Raw genomic sequence first — 26,023 nt, 5'->3', positions numbered from 1 at the left:
GCCCGGTGTCTCCCTTGCCTGGGGCTACTGGAGCGACGCCAGCGGCATGACCCGGCACCTCGGTGCCGCGGACCTGCACCGCACCCGGCGTCTCGGGATGGTCGGACTCTCCGCCGCCGAGGGCATGGCGCTCCTCGACGCGGCCCTGCGGTCGGGCGACGAGATACCCGCCGCCCTCGTGGCCGCCCGGTTCGACCTGCCCGCCCTGCGGGCGTCCGCCCGCGCCGGAACTCCCGTCGTACCCCTGCTGCGCGGCATCGCACCCACCCCGCGGCCGACGGCCGGGGCCGTGCGGGCGGCAGACGCCGGCTCCCTGCGGCAGCGGCTCGACCGCCTGGGCACACGGGAGCGCACCGAGGCACTGGTGGACCTGGTCCGCCGGAGCGCCGCCCAGGTCCTCGGCCACTCCGGGCCCGACGCCGTCCGTGCCGACCGCGCCTTCAAGGACACCGGATTCGACTCACTGACCGCTGTCGAACTGCGGAACAGGCTCGCGTCGGCGACCGGTCTGCCTCTCTCTTCCACCATCGTCTTCGACTACCCGAAGCCGGTGTCGCTCGCCGCCCACCTGCGCGTACGGCTCTTCGGCGACGACGAGCCGACGGGCGACGGACAGGAGCGGGACACCGGAGTGCGGGACACCGGTACCGTCGCCGCCCTCCGTGACGACCCGATCGCCATCGTCGCGATGGCCTGCCGCTTCCCGGGCGGTGTGGAAAGCCCCGAGGACCTGTGGCGACTGGTCGCCGAAGGCGTCGACGCCGTCAGCGAGTTCCCCGACGACCGCGGCTGGGACATCGACCGGCACTACGACGCCGACCCCGACAGCGCCGGGAAGACCTACGTACGGCACGGCGCGTTCCTGGACGACGCGACCGGCTTCGACGCCGCCTTCTTCGGGATCTCCCCGAACGAGGCGCTCGCGATGGACCCGCAGCAGCGACTTCTCCTGGAGACCTCCTGGGAGGCGTTCGAACGCGCCGCGATCGACCCGACCGCGCTCGGCGGTCAGGACGTCGGCGTGTTCGTCGGCGTCAACAGCCACGACTACACCGTACGGACGCAGCATGCGGCCGGTGTCGAGGGCTTCCGCCTCACCGGCAGCTCCGGCAGCGTCCTGTCGGGCCGGATCGCCTACCAGTTCGGCTTCGAGGGACCGGCCATCACGGTCGACACGGCCTGCTCGTCCTCGCTCGTCGCCCTGCACCTGGCGACCCGCGCGCTCCAGCGCGGCGAGTGCTCCATGGCCCTGGCCGGCGGTGTGATGGTCATGGGCAGCCTGGAGACCTTCGTCGAATTCTCCCGGCAGCGCGGACTCTCCCAGGACGGCCGGTGCAAGGCCTTCGCCGACGCGGCGGACGGAACTGGCTGGTCGGAGGGCGTCGGCGTACTCCTCGTCGAGCGGCTCTCCGACGCACGCCGCCGGGGCCACCAGATCCTCGCGGTGATCAACGGCAGCGCGGTCAACCAGGACGGCGCGTCCAACGGTCTGACGGCACCGAACGGGCTCTCACAGCAGCGGGTGATCCGCACGGCGCTCGCCGACGCCGGCCTGGCGTCGGCCGATGTGGACGTGGTCGAGGGCCATGGCACGGGTACGGTGCTCGGCGATCCGATCGAGGCGCAGGCCCTGCTCGCGACGTACGGGCAGGACCGGCCCGCCGACCGCCCGCTGTGGCTCGGCTCGGTCAAGTCCAACATCGGTCACACACAGGCCGCGGCCGGTGTGGCCGGCGTCATCAAGATGGTCATGGCGATGCGGTACGGCGTCCTGCCCCGCACCCTGCACGTGGACCGGCCCTCGACCCATGTGGACTGGACCGCGGGCGCGGTGGAACTGCTCGCCGAGGCCCGGCAGTGGCCGGAGGGCGGGCACCCGCGGCGCGCCGGCGTCTCGTCCTTCGGCATCGGCGGCACCAACGCGCATGTCGTGATCCAGCAGGCACCGGCGGAGGACATGGCGGCGTCCGGGCGGACGTCGGCGGGCGATCCGGCCCCCGGTGCCGGCTCGGTGGCCGCCGTGGACCAGGGATCCGATGGAGTGCCGGAGTCCGCCGCGAACCAGGTGGCCGGCATCGGCTCGGCAGCCGCCTCGGACCGGAGGCCCGCCGTGGCCCTCGTACCGTCAGCGCCCGCTCTCCTGCCAGTGCCAGTGCCAGTGCCAGTGCCCGTGTCGGCCCGGTCGGCGGCGGCTCTGCGGGCCCAGGCCGGTCGCCTCGCCCGCTTCCTCGACGCGCGGCCCGAACTGTCCCTCGCGGACACCGCGCACGCTCTGGCCACCACCCGTGCCCGGCTCGACCACCAGGCGATCCTGCTGGCCACCGGCCGGGAACAGCTCGCCGACGCGCTGCGCGCGCTCGGGAACGGCACGCCCACCCCCATCACCGTCACCGGCAGCCCGGTCGAGGGCAAACTGGCCTTCCTCTTCACCGGACAGGGCAGTCAGTGGGCCGGCATGGGCCGCGAACTCGCCGCGCGGTACCCGGTCTTCCGCGACGCCTTCACGGCCGCGTGCGACGCCGTCGAACGCCACCTGGACGGGCACCTGGCGCGCCCGCTGCACGAGGTGGTGTTCGCCGAACCCGGCACGACCGAGGCCGCACTGCTCGACCGCACCCTGTACACGCAGGCCGGTCTCTTCGCCCTGGAGACCGCGCTGTTCCGCCTCTTCGCCTCTTGGGGCGTACGGCCGGACCTGGTCGCCGGGCACTCGGTCGGCGAGATCTCCGCCGCCCACGCCGCCGGAGTCCTCGACCTGGCGGAGGCGGGCGAACTGGTCGCCGCCCGCGGACGGTTGATGCAGGCCCTGCCCGAGGGCGGTGCGATGGTCGCCGTCCAGGCGGCCGAGGCCGAGGTGGCGCCGCTGCTGGCCGAGACCGCGGGCGAGATCGCTGTCGCCGCGGTCAACGGACCCGACGCCGTCGTGCTCTCCGGCGCCGAGGACACCGTCCTGGAGCTGGCGGCGAGACTGGCCCACCAGGGCAGGAAGACCAAGAGGCTGACGGTCAGCCACGCCTTCCACTCGCCGTTGATGGCCCCCATGCTCGACGAGTTCCGTACCGTCGTCGCCCGGCTGCACCCCCGTCCGGCCACCGTCAAGGTCGTCTCCACGCTCACCGGTGCCCCCGCCGAGGACGGCCGCTTCGCCACCCCGGAGTACTGGGTCGACCAGGTGCGCCACGCCGTACGGTTCGCCGACGCGGTCGCCACGCTCCGGGACCAGGGCGCGGGGACCTTCCTGGAGATCGGCCCCGGCGGCGGCCTGACCGCCCTCGCCCTCGGCACGCTCGGCCCGGACCACCGGGGCTGCCTCGCCACCCTGCGCGAGGACGGCTCCGAGGAGTCCGCCGTCCTCACCGCACTCGCCGAACTGCACGTCCGCGGCACAGACATCGACTGGCCGGCCCTCCTCGGTACCCCGGCCGCCGCGATCGGCACCGACCTGCCCACGTACGCCTTCCAGCACCAGCGGTACTGGGCCGAACCCGGGACCACCGCCATCGACGCCGAAGCACTCGGCGCCCGCTCCACCGGCCACCTGTTGCTCGGCACGGCCGTAGAGATCCCCGACGACGACCACGCCGGCACGCCCAGCGACGGCGGCACCCGTGTGGTGCTCACCGGGCGGCCCGACCGACGTGCCTTCGGCCGGCTCCTCGATCCCGCCACCGGCGTCGTTCCGGCCGCCGTGCTCCTCGACCTGCTGGTCCACGCCGGCACCGAGGCGGGCAGCGGCGCCGTCGAACAGATCACCGTCGACACACCGCTCGCCGTGCCCGAACACGGCCACCTCCAGCTCCGTGTCCATGTCGACGCCCCGGGCCGGGACGGACTGCGCCCGGTCGCCGTCCACAGCAGGCGGACCGGCGACGGGAACGCCACCTGGACGTGCCACGCCCGCGCCCTGCTCCGGCCCGGCCTGCCCAGGCCCTCCTTCGACCTGCGCACCTGGCCCGCCACCGGAGCCGACGCACCGGCGGACCGCCTCGACCTCCATGGCGTACGAGGCGTACACGGCCTGGCGGAACAGGACGGCCTGCTTTTTGCCGACCTCATCCTGCCTCCGGAACTCGCCGACGAGGCAGCGGGGTTCACCCTCCACCCCGCGCTCCTCGACACGGTCCTTCACCTCCTGGCCGCCCGTACCGGCGACAGCGGGCTCGACCTCACCGACTGCGCCGACCTGGCCGTGTACGCGCAGGGCGCCACCGCCCTGCGGATGCGGGTCACACCTGCCGAGGGCGGACGCCACCTCGTGGAACTCGCCGACCACACCGGCGAACCGGTCGCCGCGCTCGGCCCGCTCACCCTGGGCCGGCCCGACAGCCACCCCACCTCGGCATCCGCCACCGACCCCGCCGTCCGCGAGGCACGGACCACGGAGGACGGACCGCTCGTCCGTCGGGTCGTCGGCAGGCCGGCCGCCGAGAGCGGATCGCTGGCCCACCGGCTCGCCGGGCTCGGCGCCACCGAACAGCAGCGTGTCCTGATGGACCTCGTGCAGGAGAGCGCCGCCGTCGTCCTCGGTCACACCGGCGCCGACGACCTCGACGTGAACCAGCCGTTCAAGGACCTCGGCTTCGACTCCCTCAGCGCCGTCAAACTCCGCAACCGGCTGCACGACTTCACCGGCATGAGCCTCCCCAGCAGCCTCGTCTTCGACTACCCGACCCCGGCCGCCCTCGCCGGACACCTGCGCACGGAACTCCTCGGCGAGGACGCCGCCAGCGCCGGAACCGCCGGATCCGTGCCGGCCGTGCCCGTGGAACCCGACGAGCCGATCGCCATCATCGCCACGAGCACCCGCCTGCCCGGCGGTGTCGACACCCCCGAGGAACTGTGGCGCCTGGTCGTCGAGGAGCGCGACGCGCTCTCCGCCTTCCCGCAGGACCGCGACTGGGACGTCGACAAGCTCTACCACCCCGACCCCACCCACCCCGGCACCACCTACACCCGCGTCGGCGGATTCCTGCACGACGCCGCCCAGTTCGACGCCTCACTCTTCGGGATCTCGCCGCGCGAGGCCCTGGCCATGGACCCGCAGCAGCGACTGCTCCTGGAGACCTCGTGGGAGGCGCTGGAGCGCGCCGGCCTCGATCCGGCCTCCACCCGGGGCCGAGACATCGGCGTCTTCACCGGCATCGTCCACCACGACTACGTGACCCGGCTGCGGCAGGTCCCCGAGGACGTCCGGGGCTACGTGATGACCGGCACCTCGTCGAGCGTGGCGTCGGGACGCGTGTCGTACGTGTTCGGCTTCGAGGGGCCGGCGGTCACCATCGACACGGCCTGCTCCTCCTCGCTCGTGGCGATGCACCTCGCGGCCCAGTCACTGCGGCGCGGCGAGTGCTCGCTCGCTCTCGCGGGCGGTGCGACCGTCATGTCGAGCCCGGACGCCTTCGTGGAGTTCGCCCGCCAGCGCGGCCTCTCCGCCGACGGCCGGTGCAAGGCGTACTCCTCGACCGCCGACGGCACCGGCTGGGCCGAGGGCGTGGGCGTGGTCGTCCTGGAGCGGCTGTCGGAGGCCCGCCGCAACGGCCACCCGGTCCTGGCCGTGCTGCGCGGCAGCGCGGTCAACCAGGACGGCGCCTCGAACGGCCTCACCGCCCCAAACGGACCCTCGCAGCAACGGGTCATCCGGCGCGCCCTGGCCGACGCGGGCCTGTCGACGAAGGACATCGACGTCGTCGAGGGCCACGGCACCGGCACCTCCCTGGGCGACCCGATCGAGGTCCAGGCCCTGCTCGCCACCTACGGCCAGGACCGGCCCGCCGACCACCCGCTGTGGCTCGGCTCGCTCAAGTCCAACATCGGCCACACCCAGGCCGCGGCGGGTGTCTCCGGCGTCATCAAGATGGTCGAGGCACTGCGGCACGGCGTGCTGCCGCCCACCCTGCATGTCGAGGAACCGACACCCCAGGTGGACTGGACGGCGGGCGCGGTCGAACTGCTCAGGACGGCACGCGACTGGCCGGCCACTGGCCGGCCGCGCCGGGCCGCCGTGTCCTCCTTCGGCGCGAGCGGCACCAACGCGCACGTGATCCTTGAGGAGTCACCCGAGGATCCCGCGGGGCCCGTCGAGGCCGCAGCGACCCCGGTGCCCGAGAACGGCGACGCGGCGCTCGTGGTTCCCCTGGTGGTGTCGGCGAAGAGCGCCGGCTCACTGGCGGGCCAGGCCGAACGGCTCGGGTCGTTCGTCGGCTCCGCGGAGAGCACGGCCCTCCCCGAGATCGCGCTGGCGCTCGCTTCGCGGCGTGCGGTGCTGTCCGAGCGGGCGGTGGTGGCGGCTGGGTCGCGGGAGGAGGCGTTGACGGGGCTGCGTGCGCTGGCGCGCGGCGCGGCAAGTCCCTTTGTTGTCACCGGTGGTGGCAGTGCGGTGGCTGCGGGGCGGACGGTGCTTGTCTTCCCGGGGCAGGGTTCGCAGTGGGTCGGCATGGGCCGTGAACTCCTGGATTCCTCGCCGGTGTTCGCGGAGCGGGTCGCCGAGTGCGCTGCGGTGTTGGAGCGTTGGGTCGACTGGTCGCTCGTGGATGTGCTGCGGGGTGATGCTCCGGCTGAACTCCTGGAGCGGGTCGATGTGGTGCAGCCCGCCAGCTTCGCCGTGATGGTCGGTCTTGCGGCCGTGTGGGCGTCGGTGGGTGTGGTTCCCGACGCGGTGGTCGGCCATTCCCAGGGCGAGATCGCAGCCGCGTGCGTATCCGGGGCGTTGTCGCTGGAGGACGCTGCCCGCATTGTGGCGGTGCGCAGCCAGGTCATCGCCGGGAGTCTCGCGGGCCGTGGAGGTATGGCCTCGGTGGCGCTGGCCGAGGCCGACGCGGTTGAGCGGCTGGAGCGGTGGGGCGGCCGGGTGGAGGTCGCGGCGGTCAACGGTCCGGCGTCCGTCGTGATCGCCGGTGATGCCGAGGCCCTCGACGAGGCTCTCGATGTCCTGGCGTCGGATGGTGTGCGGGTGCGTCGGGTCGCAGTGGATTACGCCTCCCATTCCCGGCATGTGGAGGCGATCGAGGAGACGTTGGCCACCGCCTTCGCCGACATTCGTGCGCAGGCGCCGCTGATTCCCTTCTACTCGACCGTGACCGGTGAATGGGTCCGCGAGGCCGGTGTCCTGGACGGCGGCTACTGGTACCGCAACCTGCGCGGTCAGGTCCGCTTCGGTCCCGCGATCGCGGCTCTCCTGGCCGAGGGCCACACGGTGTTCGTGGAGTCCAGTGCCCACCCCGTCCTGGTCCAGCCGGTCAGCGAAATCGTCGACCAGGCGGAAGACACGGTCAGGCTCCGCGCCGTCGTCGGCAGCACGCTGCGCCGGGAGGACGGCGGCCAGCGCCGCCTGCTGGCCTCGATGGCCGAACTGTTCGTCCGGGGAGTGCCCGTCGACTGGACCGGCGTCCTCCCGAACGGCGCCGGCACGGGTACGAGGCACGTGGACCTGCCCACGTACGCCTTCGACCGACGTCACTACTGGTTGCAGGAGGTCGAGAGCGTCGACGACGGCGGCGCTGCGGGCGAAGACACCGACGCGGACTTCTGGAGTGCCGTCGAGCGGACCGACGCAGACTCGCTCGCGGGGCTGCTGGCCCCGGACTCCGCCGGTCTGCGCGACGCCCTGCGCACCGTCGTACCGGTGCTGGCGGACTGGCGCGGCAGGCGGCGCCAGCGGTCCAGCGCCGAGCGGCTCCGTTACGCCGTCACCTGGCGGCCCTTGGAGCGCGAGGTGACCGGGGTGCCCGCGGGACGCTGGCTCGCCGTCCTGCCCGCGGGCGGCCCGGCAGAGGGCGCGGCCGGCTCCCCGTCCCCTTCCACGGCCGACTCCCGGGTGACCGGGCTTCTCGCGGCGCTCGGCGCCCAGGGACTGGACGTCGTACCCCTGGAGATCGCCGGATCCGACGTCACCCGTACCGGGCTCGCCGAGCGACTGAGCGCTGTGCGGGCCGAGTACGAGCCTGCGGGGGTCCTTTCGCTGCTCGCCCTCGACGGCACGCGGGACGCCACCGCCGTCGCTGCCCGGACCCTCGCGCTGGTTCAGGCGCTCGGGGACGCGGGCGTCGACGGGCCGCTGTGGTGTCTGACCCGGGGCGCGGTGAACACCGGCGTCCAGGACACCGTCACCGCGCCCGGCGAAGCGGCCCTCTGGGGTCTGGGCCGCGCCGTGGCCCTCGAACACCCCGACCGGTGGGGCGGGTTGATCGACCTGCCGGTGACCGCCGACGCGCGCACCGCGCAGTACCTCGTGGGCGCGTTGAACGGCACCGCGGGGGACGACCAGCTCGCGGTCCGCCGCGCCGGTGTCTACAGCCGCCGGCTCACCCGCAAGCCCGCCCCCGAAACACCCGCCGACGGTGGCTGGCAGCCCCGGGGCACGGTCCTGGTGACCGGCGGTGCCGAGGCCCTCGGCACACACGCCTCGCTCTGGCTCGCCCGGTCGGGCGTGCGCCGTCTCATCGTCACGACCACGGCTCAGGCGCCCGCCGACGCCGTCGCCGATCTGCTGGGCAAGCTCGCCGACATGGGCGCCGACACGACGGTCGTCTCCTGTGCCGACGCCGACCGCGGGACACTCGCCCGCCTGATCGACGAGACCCCGGAGGAAGAGCCGCTCACCGCCGTCGTGCACGCCGCGGACACCGCCTGGACCAGCAACGTGGCCGACACCGGCCTCGCCGACCTCACCGAGGTGTTCGCCGCCAAGGTCGACATCGCCCTGTGGCTCGACCAGGTGTTCACGGAGAGCAACAGCGACGGCGACAGCGATACCGATACCGGGGTCGGCACCGGTTCCGGGACCGACATCCTTGGGAGGACCCCGCTCGACGCCTTCGTGGTCTTCTCCTCGATCGCCGGGATCTGGGGCGGTGGCGGTCAAGGCGTCTCCGGCGCGGCCAACGCCGTCCTGGACGCGCTGGTCGAACGGCGCCGCGGCCGGGGTCTCGCGGCCACCTCGATCGCCTGGGGAGCCCTTGACGAGGCCGGCCCCGGGATGGACGAGGCGACCCTCGCCCAGCTGCGCCGCCGCGGTGTCCTGCCGATGGCCCCGCAGGTCGCGACGACCGCCTTCGAACAGGCCGTGGAGGCGCGGGAGAAGGCCGTGACGGTCGTCGACATGGACTGGGAGGCGTTCATCCCGGCGTTCACCTCCGTCCGGGTCAGCCCGCTCTTCGCCGACCTTCCCGAGGCCGCCGCCGCCCTGCGCGCGTCCCAGCCCGACGCCGAGAACAGCGACACCACCTCGTCCCTGGTGGACTCCCTCCAGGACGTCCCCGAGACCGAACAGAACCGTCTGCTGCTCCGGCTGGTCTGTGGGCAGGCCGCGACCGTCCTTGGACACAGCAGCGCGGAGAGCATCGGCCCGCTCCAGTCCTTCCAGGAGGTCGGCTTCGACTCGCTCGCCGCCGTCAACCTCCGCAACAGCCTGCACGTGGCCACCGGTCTGCGGCTGCCGGCGACCCTCGTCTTCGACTATCCGACGCCGGACGCCCTCGTCGGGTTCCTCCGCTCCGAGCTGCTGACGGAGACGGGCGACGACGACCTGGACGGGCGGGAGGACGACCTGCGGCGCGTACTCGCGCAGGTCCCGATCTCCCGCTTCCGGGAGGCCGGCCTGCTGGACACGCTGCTCACCCTCGTGGGCCCCGGGGACGGCTCCGTCCCCGGGTCGGCGACCGAACCGGAACCACCGGCGGCGCCCGCCGCCGACACCGACCTGATCGACGTGATGGACGTCGCCGACCTCGTACAGCGCGCCCTCGGCAACCACGCCAACTGAGCACCTGACTCACCGACACCTGACTTACCGACAGCGGCAAAGACGGAGGACGTACCGAGATGACGGCGCCGGACGAGCAGATCGTCAACGCACTGCGTGCCTCGCTCAAGGAGAACGCGCGGCTCCAACAGGAGAACCAGCGTCTTTCCGAGGCCTCGGCCGAACCCATCGCGATCGTTTCGATGGCCTGCCGGTACGCGGGCGGCATCCGTACCCCCGAGGACCTGTGGCGGGTGGTGACCGACGGCACCGACGTCTACACCACCTTCCCCGAGGACCGCGGCTGGGACCTGGAGGGCCTCTACCACCCCGACCCGGACAACCCCGGTACGACGTACGTCCGCGAGGGCGCGTTCCTGCACGACGCCGGCCAGTTCGATGCCGCGTTCTTCGGGATCTCGCCGCGTGAGGCGCTCGCCATGGACCCCCAGCAGCGGCAGCTCCTGGAGGTCTCCTGGGAGGCCCTGGAACGGGCCGGCCTCGACCCGCACTCGCTGCGCGGCACCGACATCGGCGTGTTCGCCGGCATGGTCCACCAGGACTACGCGCCCGACCTCAGCGGGTTCGAGGGCTTCCTCAGCCTGGAGCGCGCCCTGGGTACCGCGGGCGGTGTCGCCTCGGGGCGGGTCGCCTACACCCTCGGCCTCGAAGGCCCCGCCGTCACCGTCGACACCATGTGCTCCTCCTCGCTGGTCGCCATCCATCTGGCTTCCCAGGCACTGCGGCGCGGTGAGTGCTCCATGGCCCTGGCCGGCGGCGCGACCGTCATGTCGACCCCCGGCGGGTTCGTCGGCTTCGCCCGGCAGCGCGGCCTCGCCTTCGACGGCCGCTGCAAGTCGTACGCGGCCTGCGCGGACGGCTCCAGCTGGGCCGAGGGCGCCGGTGTCATCCTCCTGGAACGCCTGTCCGAGGCCCGCCGCAAGGGCCACCGGGTGCTCGCGGTGATCCGCGGCTCGGCCCTCAACCAGGACGGCGCCTCCAACGGCCTGACGGCGCCCAACGGCCCCGCGCAGCAGCGCGTCATCCGCAAGGCCCTGGAGAGCGCCGACCTCACCGCGGCCGACATCGACATGGTCGAGGGCCACGGCACCGGCACCGTCCTCGGGGACCCGATCGAGGCGCAGGCCCTGATGGCCACCTACGGCCAGGACCGGCCCGGGGACCGGCCGCTGCGGCTCGGCTCGGTCAAGTCGGTGATCGGCCACACCCAGGCCGCCTCCGGCGTGGCCGGCGTGATCAACATGGTGCAGGCGCTGCGGCACGGCGTCATGCCCGCCACCCGGCACGTCGACGAGCCCACCCCGCAGGTGGACTGGACTGCGGGTGCGGTGGAACTGCTGACCGAGACACGGGACTGGCCCCAGGACGACCATCCGCGCCGGGCCGGTGTGTCCTCGTTCGGTGCCAGCGGCACGAACGCCCACGTGATCCTGGAACAGGCGCTGGAGGAGGAGCCCGCCGCGGACTCCGTTCCGGCTCCCGCGGCCGACGGCGCGGTGCCGCTCGTCGTCTCGGCGGCCACGGTCGCCTCGCTGACCGGCCAGGCGGAACGGCTCGCGTCGTTCGTCGAGGCCTCCGGTACGGTCGCGCTCGCCGACATGGCGGCCGCACTGGCCACCGGCCGGGCGGTGCTCGGCGAGCGTGCGGTCGTCGTGGCCGGCTCGTCCGACGAGGCGTTGGCAGGGCTGCGTGCCCTGGCGGGCGGCGAGGCCGCTTCCACGGTGTCTGTCGGCAGCGCGTCCACGCCGGGCGGGGCCGGAAAAGTCGTCCTCGTCTTCCCGGGGCAGGGTTCGCAGTGGGTCGGCATGGGCCGTGAACTCCTGGATTCCTCGCCGGTGTTCGCGGAGCGGGTCGCCGAGTGCGCTGCGGTGTTGGAGCGTTGGGTCGACTGGTCGCTCGTCGATGTGCTGCGGGGGGATGCTCCGGCTGAACTCCTGGAGCGGGTCGATGTGGTGCAGCCCGCCAGCTTCGCCGTGATGGTCGGTCTTGCGGCCGTGTGGGCGTCCGTGGGCGTGGTGCCTGATGCGGTGGTCGGGCACTCCCAGGGCGAGATCGCAGCCGCATGCGTATCCGGGGCGTTGTCGCTGGAGGACGCTGCCCGCATTGTGGCGGTGCGCAGCCAAGTCATCGCCGGGAGTCTCGCTGGCCGTGGAGGCATGGCCTCGGTGGCGCTGGCGGAGGCCGAGGTCGTCGAGCGGCTGGAGCGCTGGGCGGGCCGGGTGGAGGTGGCGGCGGTCAACGGTCCGGCGTCCGTCGTCATCGCCGGTGACGCCGAAGCCCTCGACGAGGCCCTCGACGCGCTGGAGGACCAGGGCGTCCGTGTGCGCCGTGTCGCCGTCGACTACGCCTCGCACTCCCGGCATGTCGAAGCCGTCCAGGAGACCTTGGGCGAAGCCTTCGCCGACATCCGCAGCCAGGCCCCCGCCGTACCGTTCCTCTCCACCGTGACCGGCGAATGGGTCCGCGAGGCGGGTGTCCTCGACGGCGGCTACTGGTATCGCAACCTGCGTCGGCAGGTCCGCTTCGGCCCCGCGATCGCTGACCTTCTGGCCGGGGGTCACACGGTGTTCGTCGAGTCCAGCGCTCACCCCGTCCTGGTCCAGCCGATCAGCGAGATCGTGGACCGCGCCGACGCCGACGCCGTCGTGACCGGCTCCCTGCGCCGCGACGAGGGCGGTACCCGCCGCCTGTTCACCTCGATGGCCGAACTCTTCGTCCGCGGCGTCCACGTCGACTGGAGCGGCATCCTCACGGCCGGTCCCGACGCCGGACGGATCGACCTGCCGACGTACGCTTTCGACCACCAGCACTACTGGATCCAGCTGACCGGCACCGCCGTCGACGCCGCCTCGCTCGGCCTGAGCGGCACCGACCACCCGCTGCTCGGCGCGGTGGTCCCGCTGCCCCAGTCCGACGGCCTGGTCCTCACCTCCCGGCTCTCCCTGCGCACCCACCCCTGGCTCGCGGACCACGCCATCGGCGGCGTGGTCGTCGTGCCCGGCACCGTCTACGTCGATCTGGCGGTCCGCGCCGGCGACGAGTTCGGCTGCGCCGTCCTGGAGGAACTCGTCATCGAGGCACCTCTCGTGCTCCCCGAGCAGGGCGGCGTCCGCGTCCAGGTCGCCGTCGGCGGTGCCGGCCCCAACGGCTCGCGCACCGTGGACGTGTACTCCCTCCGCGAGGAGGCCGCCGACGAGGCTGGCCAGGGGGAGTGGACCCGGCACGCCACCGGCCTGCTCTCCATCGCCGCCCCGGTCGCCGACCCGAAGCCCGCCGTGGACTTCGCCGCCTGGCCCCGGCCGGTGCGCAGCCCGTCGCCATCGACGACTTCTACTCCGACCTGGTCGCCCGCGGATACGCGTACGGCCCGGCCTTCCAGGGACTGCGCGGCGTGTGGCGGCGCGGCGACGAACTGTTCGCCGAGGCCGCGCTGCCGCCCGAGCAGCGGGAGAACGCCGACCGGTTCGGCATCCACCCGGCCCTGCTCGACGCCGCCCTGCACACCAACGCCTTCGCCAATCCCGACGACGACCGCAAGGTCCTGCCCTTCGCCTGGAACGGCCTCGTCCTGCACGCCCTGGGCGCCTCCGCCCTGCGGGTACGCGTCGCCCCGAGCGGCCCGGACGCCCTCTCGTTCCAGGCCGCCGACGAGACCGGTGACCTCGTCCTGACCATGGACTCGCTGGTGTCCCTGCCGGTCACCGCCGAGCAGCTGGACGCCGGAGCGGCCGGCCGGGACAGCCGCGACTCGCTGTTCCGCGTGGAGTGGACCCCGCTGCCCGCTCCCGAGGGCGCCGCCGCGCCCGCCTCCTGGGCGCCGCTCGCCACCGCCGACGACGTGACGGCGCTCGCCGCACGCGAGACCCTGCCGCCGGTCGCCGTCCTCACGGCGACGACCGGAGACGGCGAGGATCCGCTCGGCCTCACCACCCGCGTCGTGGCCGTGATCCAGGCGTGGCTGGCCGCCGCGCCCGGCCTGGACGCCGTGCCCCTCGTCGTCGCGACCCGGGGCGCGGTGCCCGCCGGCGGCGACGCCGATGTCACCGATCCGGCCGGCGCCGCCGTCTGGGGCCTGATCCGCGCCGCCCAGGCGGAGAACCCCGACCGCATCGTGCTCGTGGACCTCGACCCCGCCGGCTCCGCCGGAGCGGGTCCCGTCCTCGGGCCCGTACTCGCCACCGGTGAACCCCTCGTCGCCGTCCGCGGCACGGCCCTGTCCGCGCCACGCCTGGTGCGCGCGACCGCCGCACCCGCCGAGCCACAGGCCGAGGCCGGGGACGCGTACGCCTTCGACCCCGAGGGCACCGTCCTCGTCACCGGCGGCACCGGCTCCCTGGGCGCCATGGTCGCCCGGCACCTGGTCGACGAGCACGGTGTACGGCACCTCGTGCTGGTCAGTCGCAGCGGACCCGCCGCGGAGGGCGCGGCCGAACTGGTCGCCGAACTCACCGAGTCCGGTGCGCTGGTGACGCTGGCCGCGTGCGATGTCGCCGACCGGGACGCCGTGGCAGCGCTCCTGGCAGCCGTACCGGCCGAGCACCCTCTCACCGGTGTCGTCCACCTCGCCGGCGTCCTGGACGACGGGGTGATCGGCGCGCTGACGCCGGAACGTATCGAAGGCGTCTTCGCCCCCAAGGTCACCGCCGTCCGTCACCTGGACGAACTGACCCGCGAACTCGCCCCCGGGCTCGCGTCGTTCACCGTCTTCTCGTCCGCCGCCGCACTGCTCGGCTCCGCGGGCCAGGGCAGTTACGCGGCTGCCAACTCCTTCCTCGACGCCCTCATGGCCCAGCGCCGGGCCACCAGTCTGCCCGGTGTCTCGATGGCCTGGGGCCTGTGGCAGCAGAGCACCGGCCTGACCGCCCACCTCAGCGAGACCGACCAGGCCCGCATGAGCCGCGGCGGCGTCCTGCCGCTCGCCCCCGCCGAGGCCCTGGCCCTCCTCGACACCGGCCTGCGAGGCGAACACGCCCTGCTCGTGCCGATCAAGCTCGACCTGAGGTCCCTGCGGGCCGACGCGACCTCCGGCGGCACCGTCCCGCACCTGCTGCGCAGCCTGGTGCGCACCGGCCGCCGCCTCGCCCGTGCCGGCGCCGGCGATGGCAGCGACCTGGTCCGCCGCCTCGCCGGACTGCCCGACGGGGAACAGGAAGGCGTCCTCCTCGGCATCGTGCAGGCCGAAGCCACCGCGGTCCTCGGCTTCAACGCCGCCGAACTCGCCCAGGGCACCCGCGGGTTCAGCGAGATCGGCTTCGACTCGCTCACCGCCGTCGAACTCCGCAACCGGCTCGGCGCCGCCACCGGCGTCAAGCTCCCTGCCACCCTCATCTTCGACTACCCCACCCCCGTGGCACTCGCCCGCTATCTGCGAGAGGAACTCGGCGACGACACGGCGGGCGCCGCCACCACCCTCTCCACCGTCGTGACCGCCGACCCCGACGAGCCCATCGCCATCGTCGGCATGGCCTGCCGCCTGCCCGGCGGCGTCGACGACCCCGACGGCCTCTGGCGCCTCGTGGCCGAGGGCCGCGACGGCATGGTGGCCCTCCCCGACGACCGCGGCTGGGACCTCGACGGCCTGTTCGACACCGACCCGGACAAGCCCGGCACGGCCTATGTGCACAAGGGCGGATTCCTGCACGACGCCGCCCAGTTCGACGCCGGTTTCTTCGGGATCTCACCGCGCGAGGCACTCGCCATGGACCCGCAGCAGCGGTTGCTGCTGGAGACCTCGTGGGAGGCCCTGGAGCGCGCCGGCATCGATCCCCGCTCCGCTCGCGGAGACAACATCGGCGTCTTCTCGGGCGTCTCCATCCACGACTACGTCGAGTCCCTCAGCAACATGCCCGACGAACTCGAAGGGTTCGTCACCACGGCCACCGCGGGCAGCGTGGCCTCCGGCCGGGTCTCGTACGCGTTCGGCTTCGAGGGCCCGTCCGTGACCGTCGACACCGCCTGCTCCTCGTCCCTCGTCACCATCCACCTCGCCGCCCAGGCACTGCGCCAGGGCGAGTGCTCGCTCGCCCTGGCCGGCGGAGTGGCCGTCATGGGCTCGCCGATCGGCCTGCGCGGCATGTCCCGGCAGCGCGGCCTCGCCGCCGACGGCCGGGTCAAGGCGTTCTCGGCCGGTGCCGACGGCACCATCCTGTCCGAGGGCGTCGGCATCGTCGTCCTGGAACGCCTCTCGGAGGCCCGCCGCCGCGGACACCGGGTGCTCGCGGTCGTGCGCGGCTCGGCAGTCAACCAGGACGGCGCCTCGAACGGCCTGACGGCGCCCAACGGCCCCTCGCAGCAGCGTGTCATCCGCAAGGCCCTAGCCAACGCGGGCCTCGCGGCGGCCGACATCGACGTAGTGGAGGCACACGGCACCGGCACGGAACTCGGCGACCCGATCGAGGCACAGGCCCTGCTCGCCACCTACGGCCGCGACCGGGACCCGGAGCGCCCGCTGTGGCTGGGATCGCTCAAGTCGAACGTGGGCCACACGCAGGCGGCCGCGGGTGTTTCCGCCGTGATCAAGATGGTGCAGGCGCTGCGGCACGGCGTCATGCCGCCCACGCTCAACGTGACGGAACCGACGCCCCAGGTCGACTGGACGGCGGGCGCGGTCGAGCTGCTCACCGAGGCCCGCGCCTGGCCGGAGGAGGGCAGGCCGCGCCGCGCCGGGATCTCCAGTTTCGGCATCAGCGGCACGAACGCGCACCTCATCCTGGAACAGGCACCGGGAAACGAACCCGCACCGCCGGCCACCTCGACCGACGGCGTGGTTCCCCTGGTCGTGTCCGCCGCCTCGGCGGCATCCCTGGCAGGACAGGCCGCGCGGCTCGCGTCGTTCGTCGAGACACCCGAGGAGACGCCTGAGACGGCACAGACCGTGCCGCTGGAGGCCGTGGCGGCGACCCTGGTGACACGACGGGCGCTGCTCTCCGACCGCGCGGTGATCGTGGCCGCCTCCCGGAACGACGCCCTGTCAGGCCTCAACGCCCTGGCACACGGCGAGTCCCACCCTGGCGTCGTCACCGGTGGATCGTTCGGTACCGCCGCTTTGGGCCGGACGGTGTTGGTGTTCCCGGGGCAGGGTTCGCAGTGGGTTGGTATGGGTCGTGAACTCCTGGATTCTTCGCCGGTGTTCGCGGAGCGGGTCGCCGAGTGCGGTGCGGTGTTGGAGCGTTGGGTCGACTGGTCGCTGGTGGATGTGCTGCGGGGTGATGTTCCGGCTGAACTCCTGGAGCGGGTCGATGTGGTGCAGCCGGCGAGCTTCGCGGTGATGGTCGGTCTTGCGGCCGTGTGGGCGTCCGTGGGTGTGGTGCCGGATGCGGTGGTCGGCCATTCCCAGGGCGAGATCGCTGCCGCGTGCGTATCCGGGGCGTTGTCGCTGGAGGACGCTGCCCGCATTGTGGCGGTGCGCAGCCAAGTCATCGCCGGGAGTCTTGCGGGTCGTGGGGGTATGGCCTCGGTGGCGCTGGCCGAGGCCGACGCGGTTGAGCGGCTGGAGCGGTGGGGCGGCCGGGTTGAGGTGGCGGCGGTCAACGGTCCGGCGTCGGTGGTCATCGCCGGTGACGCGGAAGCCTTGGACGAGGCGCTGGATGTCCTTGCCGGGGATGGTGTGCGGGTGCGTCGGGTGGCGGTGGACTACGCCTCCCACACCCGGCATGTCGAGGCGATCGAGGAGACGTTGGGCGAGGCCTTCGCGGACATCCGCGCCCAGGCGCCCCTGGTTCCCTTCTACTCGACCGTGACCGGTGAGTGGGTGCGCGAGGCGGATGTCCTGGACGGCGGTTACTGGTACCGCAACCTGCGCAATCAGGTCCGCTTCGGTCCCGCGATCGCGGCTCTCCTGGACGAGGGCCACACGGTGTTCGTCGAGTCCAGTGCCCACCCCGTCCTGGTCCAGCCGATCAGCGAGATCGTCGATACCGAGGGCGCGACGGCGCTTGTCGGTGGTTCGCTGCGCCGCGACGAGGGTGGCCCGCGCCGCTTGCTGACCTCGATGGCCGAACTCTTCGTCCAGGGCGTCACGGTCGACTGGACGGGCATGCTCCCCGAGGGATCCGCCGGCCAGGTCGACCTGCCGACGTACGCCTTCGACCACCAGCACTACTGGCTCCAGACCGCACCCGCGACCGACGCCGCGTCCCTCGGTCAGGCCGCCGCCGACCACCCGCTGCTCGGCGCGGTGGTCCGGCTGCCGCAGTCGGACGGACTGGCCTTCACCTCCCGCCTGTCGCTGCGCAGCCACCCCTGGCTCGCAGACCACGTCATCGGCGGCATGGCCGTCGTGCCTGGCGGCGCGCTGGTCGAACTGGCCGTTCGTGCCGGTGACGAGGTCGGCTGCGGCACGCTGGACGAACTGGTCGTCGAGGCGCCGCTCGTGCTGCCCGAGCAGGGCGGTGTCCGCATCCAGGTCACCGTCGGCGGACCCGCCGAGGACGGCGCCCGCACGATCGACGTCTACTCGATCCGCGAGGACGCCGCCGAGGACACGGGCGCGGACGCCTGGACCCGCCACGCCACCGGACGGCTCTCCACCGCGGCCGCCGACCGCCCCACGGCCGACGACGACCTCGCCCTCTGGCCGCCCACGGGAGCCCGGCCCACGAGCGTCGACGAGCTCTACGACGACCTGTTCCGGCTCGGCCACGCGTACGGCCCGGTCTTCCAGGGCGTACGGGCGCTGTGGCGGCGCGGTGACGATGTCTTCGCCGAACTGGCCCTCCCGGACGAGCAGCGCGGCGACGCGAGCCGCTTCGGGCTGCACCCGGCACTCCTGGAAGCGGCTCTCCACTCCGGCCTGCGCCATGCGGCCGCGGTCGACCTGAGCACCGACGCGGGTGGGAACGGGGCGGGCACAGGCCCGGACGCGACGATGGCCACGGACGGGGGGCAGCGCCTGTGGCAACCCGCCGAGTGGACCGGTCTGACGCTCCGTGCCACGGGCGCCTCGGCGCTGCGGGTGAAGCTCGCGCCGGCCGGGTCCGACCGGCTGTCGCTGACGGCCGCCGACGAGACCGGTGCACCCGTCCTGACACTCGACGCGCTCTCCTTCCTGCCGGTCACCGCCGAACAGCTCTCCGCCGCGGCGGCCGTCGCGGGCCCGGGCCACGACTCACTGTTCCGGGTGGAGTGGGCCGAACTGCCCGCACCGGCCCCGAGCACGGAGACGCTGCCGCCGTGGGTGCCGCTGTTCCACGCCGACGAGGTGGAGATCCTCGCCGCCAACGTCACCACCCCGGTCGTCGCCGTGGCACAGGCGTTCGGCAGCGGCGACGGCGATGACGCGCTGCCCCTGACCAACCGGATCCTGTCCATGGTCCAGGCGTGGCTCGCAGCCCCGAGCCTGGCCGCCTCCCGGCTGGTCGTCCTCACCCGGGGCGCGATGCCCGTCGGCGGCGACGCCGATGTCACCGACCCGGCCGGCGCCGCCGTCTGGGGCCTGATCCGGGCCGCCCAGGCGGAGGACCCCGAGCGGATCGTCCTGCTGGACACCGCCGCCGACTCCGACCTCGATGTCACCGGCATCGAGATGGAACCGGTCCTCGCCGCGGCCCTGGCCACCGGCGAACCCCAGCTCGCCGCCCGCGGCCAGCTGCTCAGCGCCCCCCGCCTCGTCCGCGACACGACCAAAGCCGCCACCTCCGACACCCCCGCCGCCTTCGACCCCGAGGGCACCGTCCTCGTCACCGGCGGCACCGGCTCCCTGGGCTCCCTGCTCGCGCGGCACCTGGTCGACGAGCACGGTGTACGGCACCTCGTGCTGGTCAGCCGCAGCGGACCCGCCGCGGAGGGCGCGGCCGAACTGGTCGCCGAACTCACCGAGTTCGGCGCCGTGGTGACGGTCACCGCGTGCGATGTCGCCGACCGGGACGCCGTGGCGGCACTGCTGGCGGCCGTACCGGCCGAGCACCCTCTCACCGGTGTCGTCCACACGGCCGGTGCCCTGGACGACGGGGTGATCGGCGCGCTGACGCCGGAACGCGTCGAAGGCGTCTTCGCCCCCAAGGTCACCGCCGTGCGCCACCTGCACGAACTGACGCGCGATCTGAGCTTGACCACCTTCGCGGTGTTCTCCTCCGGCGCCGGGCTCTTCGGATCGGCCGGTCAGGGAAACTACGCGGCCGCCAACTCCTTCCTCGACGGCCTGATGGCCCGCCGCCGGGCCGCCGGTCTGCCCGGTGTCTCGATGGCCTGGGGCCTGTGGCAGCAGAGCACCGGTCTGACCGCCCACCTCAGCGAACTCGACCAGGCCCGCATGAGCCGCGGCGGCGTCCAGGCACTCACCCCGGCCGAGGGTTTCGCCCTCTTCGACGCGGCCCTCCACGCCGAACAGGCGCTCGTCGTCCCCATCAAGCTCGACCTGCGAGCCGCCCGCGCCGACGCCGCGTCCGGTGGCGCGGTGCAGCCGCTGATGCGCGGCCTGGTCCGTACCGGCAGGCAGACCGCCCGCGCGGCCACCGCACAGCGCGGCGTCGGCGGCCTCGCCGACCGGCTGGCCGGGCTCACGCCCGAGGAGCAGGAGGCGCTGCTGCTCGACCTGGTCCGCGGTCAGGTGGCGACCGTCCTCGGGCACGCCGGAGCCGACGACGTACGGCCCGAGAAGGCGTTCAAGGACGCCGGTTTCGACTCGCTCACCTCCGTCGAACTGCGCAACCGGGTCCGCGAGGCCAGCGGCCTCAGCCTGCCGACGACCGTTGTCTTCGACTACCCGACGCCGCTCGCCCTGGCCCGCCACCTGCACGAGGCGTTCGGCCACATACCGGCGGCCACCGCCGCACGGGTCGCTCCCTCGGTGGCGGTCGCCGACCCCGACGAGCCGATCGCCGTCGTGGGCATGGCGTGCCGTCTGCCGGGCGGAGTGGCCAACCCCGAGGACCTGTGGCGGCTGGTCAGCGAGGGCCGGGACGCGATGTCCGGATTCCCGGACGACCGCGGCTGGGACCTCGACGGCCTGTTCGACTCCGACGCCGGCCGGGTCGGCACCTCGTACGTCGACCAGGGCGGCTTCCTCTACGACGCGGGCCTGTTCGACGCGGGATTCTTCGGGATCTCGCCGCGCGAGGCACTCGCCATGGACCCGCAGCAACGGCTGCTCCTGGAGACCTCGTGGGAGGCCATGGAGCGCGCCGGGATCGACCCGGGAACCCTGAAGGGAACCGATGTCGGCGTCTTCTCCGGCGTGATGACCCAGGGATACGGCTTCGGCGGCGAGGTCCCGGCCGAACTCGGCGGCTTCACCGCGACCGGTTCCGCCGGGAGCGTGGCCTCCGGCCGGGTCTCCTACGTGTTCGGCTTCGAGGGCCCGGCGGTGACCGTGGACACGGCCTGCTCGTCCTCGCTGGTCGCCATCCACCTCGCCGCCCAGGCGCTGCGTCAGGGCGAGTGCTCGATGGCGCTCGCCGGCGGTGCGACCGTCCTGGCGAACCCGTACACCTTCGTGGAGTTCTCCCGCCAGCAGGCACTGTCGCCCGACGGCCGCTGCAAGGCCTTCTCCGCGACCGCCGACGGAACCGGCTGGGCCGAGGGCGCCGGTGTCGTGATCCTGGAGCGCCTCTCGGAAGCCCGGCGCAACGGGCACCACGTGCTCGCGGTGATCCGTGGCTCGGCGGTCAACCAGGACGGCGCGTCGAACGGCCTGACAGCGCCCAACGGACCCTCGCAGCAACGCGTCATCCGCAAGGCACTGGCCAACGCCGGCCTGTCGACGGCCGATGTCGACGCGGTGGAGGCGCACGGCACGGGGACCGTCCTCGGCGACCCGATCGAGGCGCAGGCACTGCTCGCCACCTACGGGCAGGACCGGCCCGAAGACCGGCCGCTGTGGCTGGGCTCGGTCAAGTCGAATATCGGGCACGCGCAGGCCGCCGCCGGTGTCGCCGGTGTGATCAAGACCGTGGAAGCCCTCCGGCATGGCGTCCTGCCGTCCACCCTGCACGTCACCGAACCGTCGACGGAGGTCGAATGGTCGGCGGGTGCGGTGGAGCTGCTGACCGAGGCCCGGGAGTGGCCGGAGTACGGCCGGCCGCGCCGGGCGGGCGTCTCCGCCTTCGGCGTGAGCGGCACGAACGCGCACATCATCCTGGAGCAGGCGCCCGAGCCGGCCGCGTCGGAGCCCGAGCCCGTGCCGACACCGGACGTCGTCGACGGTGTGGTGCCGCTGGTCGTGTCGGCGCGGAGCACCGGTGCGCTGGCGGGGCAGGCCGAACGGCTCGCGTCCTTCGTGGAGTTGGGCGAGGAGGTGCCGTTGGGCACCGTGGCGGGTGCGCTGGTGGCTCAGCGGGCGGTGTTGTCGGAGCGTGCGGTGGTGGTTGCCGGTTCGCGTGAGGACGCGCTTCTTGGGTTGGGCGCGCTGGCGCGGGGTGAGTCGAGTCCTGTTGTGGTCAAGGGGAGCGACGGGGGCTCGGTTCGCACGGTGGTGGTGTTTCCGGGTCAGGGTTCGCAACGGGTGGGGATGGGGCGTGAGTTGTATACGCGCTATCCGGTGTTCGCGGAGGCCTTTGACGCGGCGTGTGCGGCGCTGGACGGGCAGTTGTCGGGCTGGGTGGACCATTCGGTCAGGGATGTCGTCCTCGGCGAAGCTGGTGATCTGAGCCGGACGGTGTTTACGCAGGCGGGCCTGTTCGCCGTGGAAACTGCCCTGTTCCGTCTGGTCGAGTCGTGGGGTGTGAAGCCGGATGCGGTGATGGGTCATTCGATCGGTGAGATCGTGGCGGCGCATGTGGCGGGGGTGTTGTCGCTTGCGGATGCGGCGGTGGTGGTGGCGGCTCGGGGTCGGCTGATGGAGGCAATTCCGTCGGGTGGTGCGATGGTGGCGGTGGCCGCGTCGGAGGCGGAGGTCGCTGGGCTGCTGGGTGAGGGTGTGGGCCTGGCGGCGGTCAACGGCCCGGCGTCCGTGGTCCTTTCCGGTGTCGAGGACTCTGTACTGGCGGTGGCGGCGAAGCTGGCGGAGCAGGGCCGTAAGACGAAGCGGCTGACTGTCTCGCACGCGTTCCATTCGGTGTTGATGGAGCCGATGCTCGACGAGTTCGCCGCCGCGCTGTCCCAAGTGACGTGGTCGGAGCCGGAGTTCACGGTGGTGTCCAACGTGACGGGACGGCATGCGGAGCCTGGTCAGCTCACGGACCCGCAGTACTGGGTGGATCATGTCCGTCGTCCGGTGCGTTTCGCCGACGGTGTGGCGTCGGCGGCCGGTGACGGGGACGTCGTCTTCGTTGAACTGGGCCCGGGTGCGGCCTTGTCGGGTGTGGTGGCGGAGTCTGCTGGCGAACGGGCGTCGTGTGTCGCGGCTCTGCGCGACGGTCGTCCCGAGGCGCAGTCCCTCCTCACGGCGACCGCCGAGGTCTTTGTTCGCGGTGGTTCGGTCGACTGGCCAAGGGTGTTGCCGGTTGCGGGTGCTTCGCACCTCGACCTGCCGACGTATGCCTTCGACCACCAGCACTACTGGCTCCAACTGGCTCCGGCGGCCGACGCGGTGTCGCTCGGCCAGTCCACCGCCGATCACCCGCTGCTGGGCGCCGTGGTCGAGGTGCCGGAGACCGGCGGTGTCCTGTGCACCTCGCGGTTGTCCCTGCGTACGCATGCCTGGCTCGCGGACCACGCTGTCGGCGGGGTCGTCCTCGTCCCCGGTACCGGACTGGTCGAACTGGCCGTCCGCGCCGGAGATGTCGTGGCCGCCGGGATGCTGGAGGAACTGGTCATCGAGGCGCCGTTGGTCGTCCCGGCCCAGGGCGGTGTCCGCGTCCAGGTCGCCGTCGGCGGCCCCGACGAACACGGCACGCGCACTGTCGCCGTCTACTCGGCACGCGAGGACAACGGTGGCGAGATCGGCGCGGACGCCTGGACCCGGCACGCCACCGGCACCCTGGGAGCGGCCTCGGCCGGGAGCACGGAAACGGCCGGCTTCGACGTCTCCGTCTGGCCGCCGGCCGGCGCGGAGCAAGTGCCGCTCGACGTCGCCGGGTTCTACGAGGAACTGCTCGGCCACGGATACGCGTACGGCCCGGCCTTCCAGGGTCTGCGGGCGGTGTGGCGGCGTGGCGAGGAACTGTTCGCCGAGGTCGTGCTGCCGGACGAACTGCGCGACAGCGCCGCCCGGTTCGGCCTCCACCCGGCCCTGCTGGACGCCGCACTGCACACGGAGGCGTTCGCACAGTCGGACGACGGGCACAACGTCCTGCCGTTCGCCTGGAACCGGCTGGTGCTGCACGCCGCCGGAGCCTCCTCCCTGCGGGTGCGGATCGCGCCGCAGGGCCAGGACGCTCGGTCGCTGACCGCCGTCGACGAGACCGGCGGCCCGGTCCTGACCGTGGAATCGGTGACCTTCCGGCCGGTGGACGTGGCGCAGTTGGACACCGCGGTGGTCGATGGCAGTCGGGATGCCCTGTTCGCGGTGGAGTGGACGGAGTTGGCGGCGACGCCGCGGGTGGTGGCGGAGCCGGAGCCTTCGTGGGTACTGGTCGAGTCGGCCGGGGATGTGGATGCCTTGGTCGTTGATGTTCCGGCTGTGGCTGTTGTGGAGGCCTTCGGTGCCGGGGTTGACGGTGTCGGTGAGGTGCTTGCGCTGACGGGCAGGGTGTTGGGTGTTGTGCAGGCGTGGCTGGCGGGGGAGGTCTTCGAGGACTCGCCGTTGGTGGTGGTGACTCGGGGTGCTGTTCCTGCCGGTGTTGAGGGTGATGTCGTCGATCCGGCGGCGGCAGCTGTGTGGGGTCTCATCCGCACGGCCCAGGCGGAGAACCCTGACCGGATCGTCCTGCTCGACCTGGACCCGGCCTCCGAGGACCCGTTCACCACGGTCCTGGGACGGGCCCTGGCCATCGGTGAGCCGCAACTCGCGGTCCGTGGCACGACGTTGGCCGTCCCGCGTCTGGTGCGTGCCGCCGTCACCGAGTCGGTCGGGGGCCTTGCTCCGGTTGTCGGGGGCACGGTGCTGGTGACGGGTGGTACGGGGTCGTTGGGCGCGTTGGTGGCCCGGCACCTCGTCACCGAGTACGGCATCCGGCAGCTCGTGTTGGCGAGTCGGCGTGGTGCGGAGGCCGAGGGTGCGGCGGAACTGGTCGCCGAGCTGCGGGAGTTGGGTGCCGAGTCAGTGAGGGTGGCGGCGTGTGATGTCGCTGACCGGGATGCGGTGGCCGCGCTTCTCGGCTCGGTCGGTGACGAGCATCCGCTGACCGGGGTCGTGCACACGGCCGGCGTGTTGGACGACGGGGTGATCGGTGCGCTGTCGCCGGAGCGGTTGGCGTTTGTGTTCGGGCCGAAGGTGGCGGCCGTGGGTCATCTGGACGAGTTGACCCGGGGCTTGGACTTGTCGGTGTTCGCGGTGTTCTCTTCCGCGTCGGGTCTGTTCGGTTCTGCCGGTCAGGGCAATTACGCGGCGGCCAATGCCTACGTGGACGCGGTGGCTCACCGGCGCCGGGCGGCCGGCTTGCCGGGTACCTCACTCGCCTGGGGTCTGTGGGAGCAGGCCAGCGGTATGACCGCGCATCTGGGCGTCGCCGACCAGGCACGTATGAGCCGCGGCGGTGTCCTGCCCATCGCTCCCGCGGAGGGCATGCGGTTGTTCGACGCGGCGCTGCGGAGTCCCACCGCCCTGGCGGTGCCGATCAAGCTGGACCTGCGGGCGTTGCGCGCCGACGCGGCGGCGGGCCGGCCGACGCAGCCGCTCCTGCGCGGACTGGTCAATTCCGGTCGCCAGACGGCCCGTTCGGCCTCCGGTGACCACGGCGGGCTGGCCCGCCGGCTCTTTGGCCTCGCGCCGCAGGAGCAGGAGGCGTTGCTGCTCGACCTGGTCCGCGGCCATGTGGCGAACGTGCTGGGCCACACCGGGGTCGCGAACGTCGGAGCGGAGACGGCGTTCAAGGACGCCGGCTTCGACTCGCTCACGTCGGTCGAACTGCGTAACCGCCTGCGCGAGGTCACCGGCCTCAAGCTGGCCGCGACGGTGGTCTTCGACTACCCCACCCCGCTGGCGCTCGCCCGCTATCTGCACGGCGAGCTGGGGACCACCGACGACGCACTGTCGCTGGTGAATTCCAAGATCGAAGACATCGAATCACTGATCACCGGACTGCTCTCCGACGAGGCCAAGAAGACCGGCGTCATGCTCCGACTCCAGGGGCTGATGGCGAAGTTCAACGGACTCGGCGAACAGACGGAGAACTCCACAGTGGCAGAGCAACTGGAGTCCGCCTCCGCCGATGAGGTTCTCGACTTCATCAACGACGAACTCGGAATCTCCTGAGAAACCACGCCTTCACTGACTGCCGCTCCCCA

General features: G+C 72.9%; 3 protein-coding genes. All 3 read left to right on the top strand.

The features are described from left to right. Window positions 1–46: 46 nt before the first annotated feature. Window positions 47–9,760: a type I polyketide synthase gene (locus tag R2B38_RS51435; RefSeq protein ID WP_411978653.1), complete on the top strand. Its 9,714-nt coding sequence runs from the start codon at window positions 47–49 to the stop codon at window positions 9,758–9,760. 80 nt (window positions 9,761–9,840) lie between these two features. After that, window positions 9,841–13,431, top strand: coding sequence for a type I polyketide synthase (locus tag R2B38_RS51430; RefSeq protein WP_411978652.1), 3,591 nt, complete (start codon window positions 9,841–9,843; stop codon window positions 13,429–13,431). Between the two features lie 2 nt (window positions 13,432–13,433). Then, window positions 13,434–25,991 carry an SDR family NAD(P)-dependent oxidoreductase gene (locus tag R2B38_RS46155; protein ID WP_411978651.1) on the top strand — a complete coding sequence of 4,186 codons (12,558 nt, stop codon included), beginning with the start codon at window positions 13,434–13,436 and terminating at the stop codon, window positions 25,989–25,991. Window positions 25,992–26,023: the final 32 nt, after the last annotated feature.

The organism is Streptomyces sp. N50 (genome assembly GCF_033335955.1).
GTDB lineage: Bacteria > Actinomycetota > Actinomycetes > Streptomycetales > Streptomycetaceae > Streptomyces.
Note: the sequence above shows the minus strand (reverse complement) of the source record. Positions and strands in the feature narration are given on the sequence as shown.

Bases quoted from the DNA above. Each gene is read 5' to 3' on its own strand.
- R2B38_RS51435 (WP_411978653.1), top strand. From the start codon at position 47: ATGACCCGGCACCTCGGTGCCGCGGACCTGCACCGCACCCGGCGTCTC.
- R2B38_RS46155 (WP_411978651.1), top strand. From the start codon at position 13,434: ATGGACTCGCTGGTGTCCCTGCCGGTCACCGCCGAGCAGCTGGACGCC.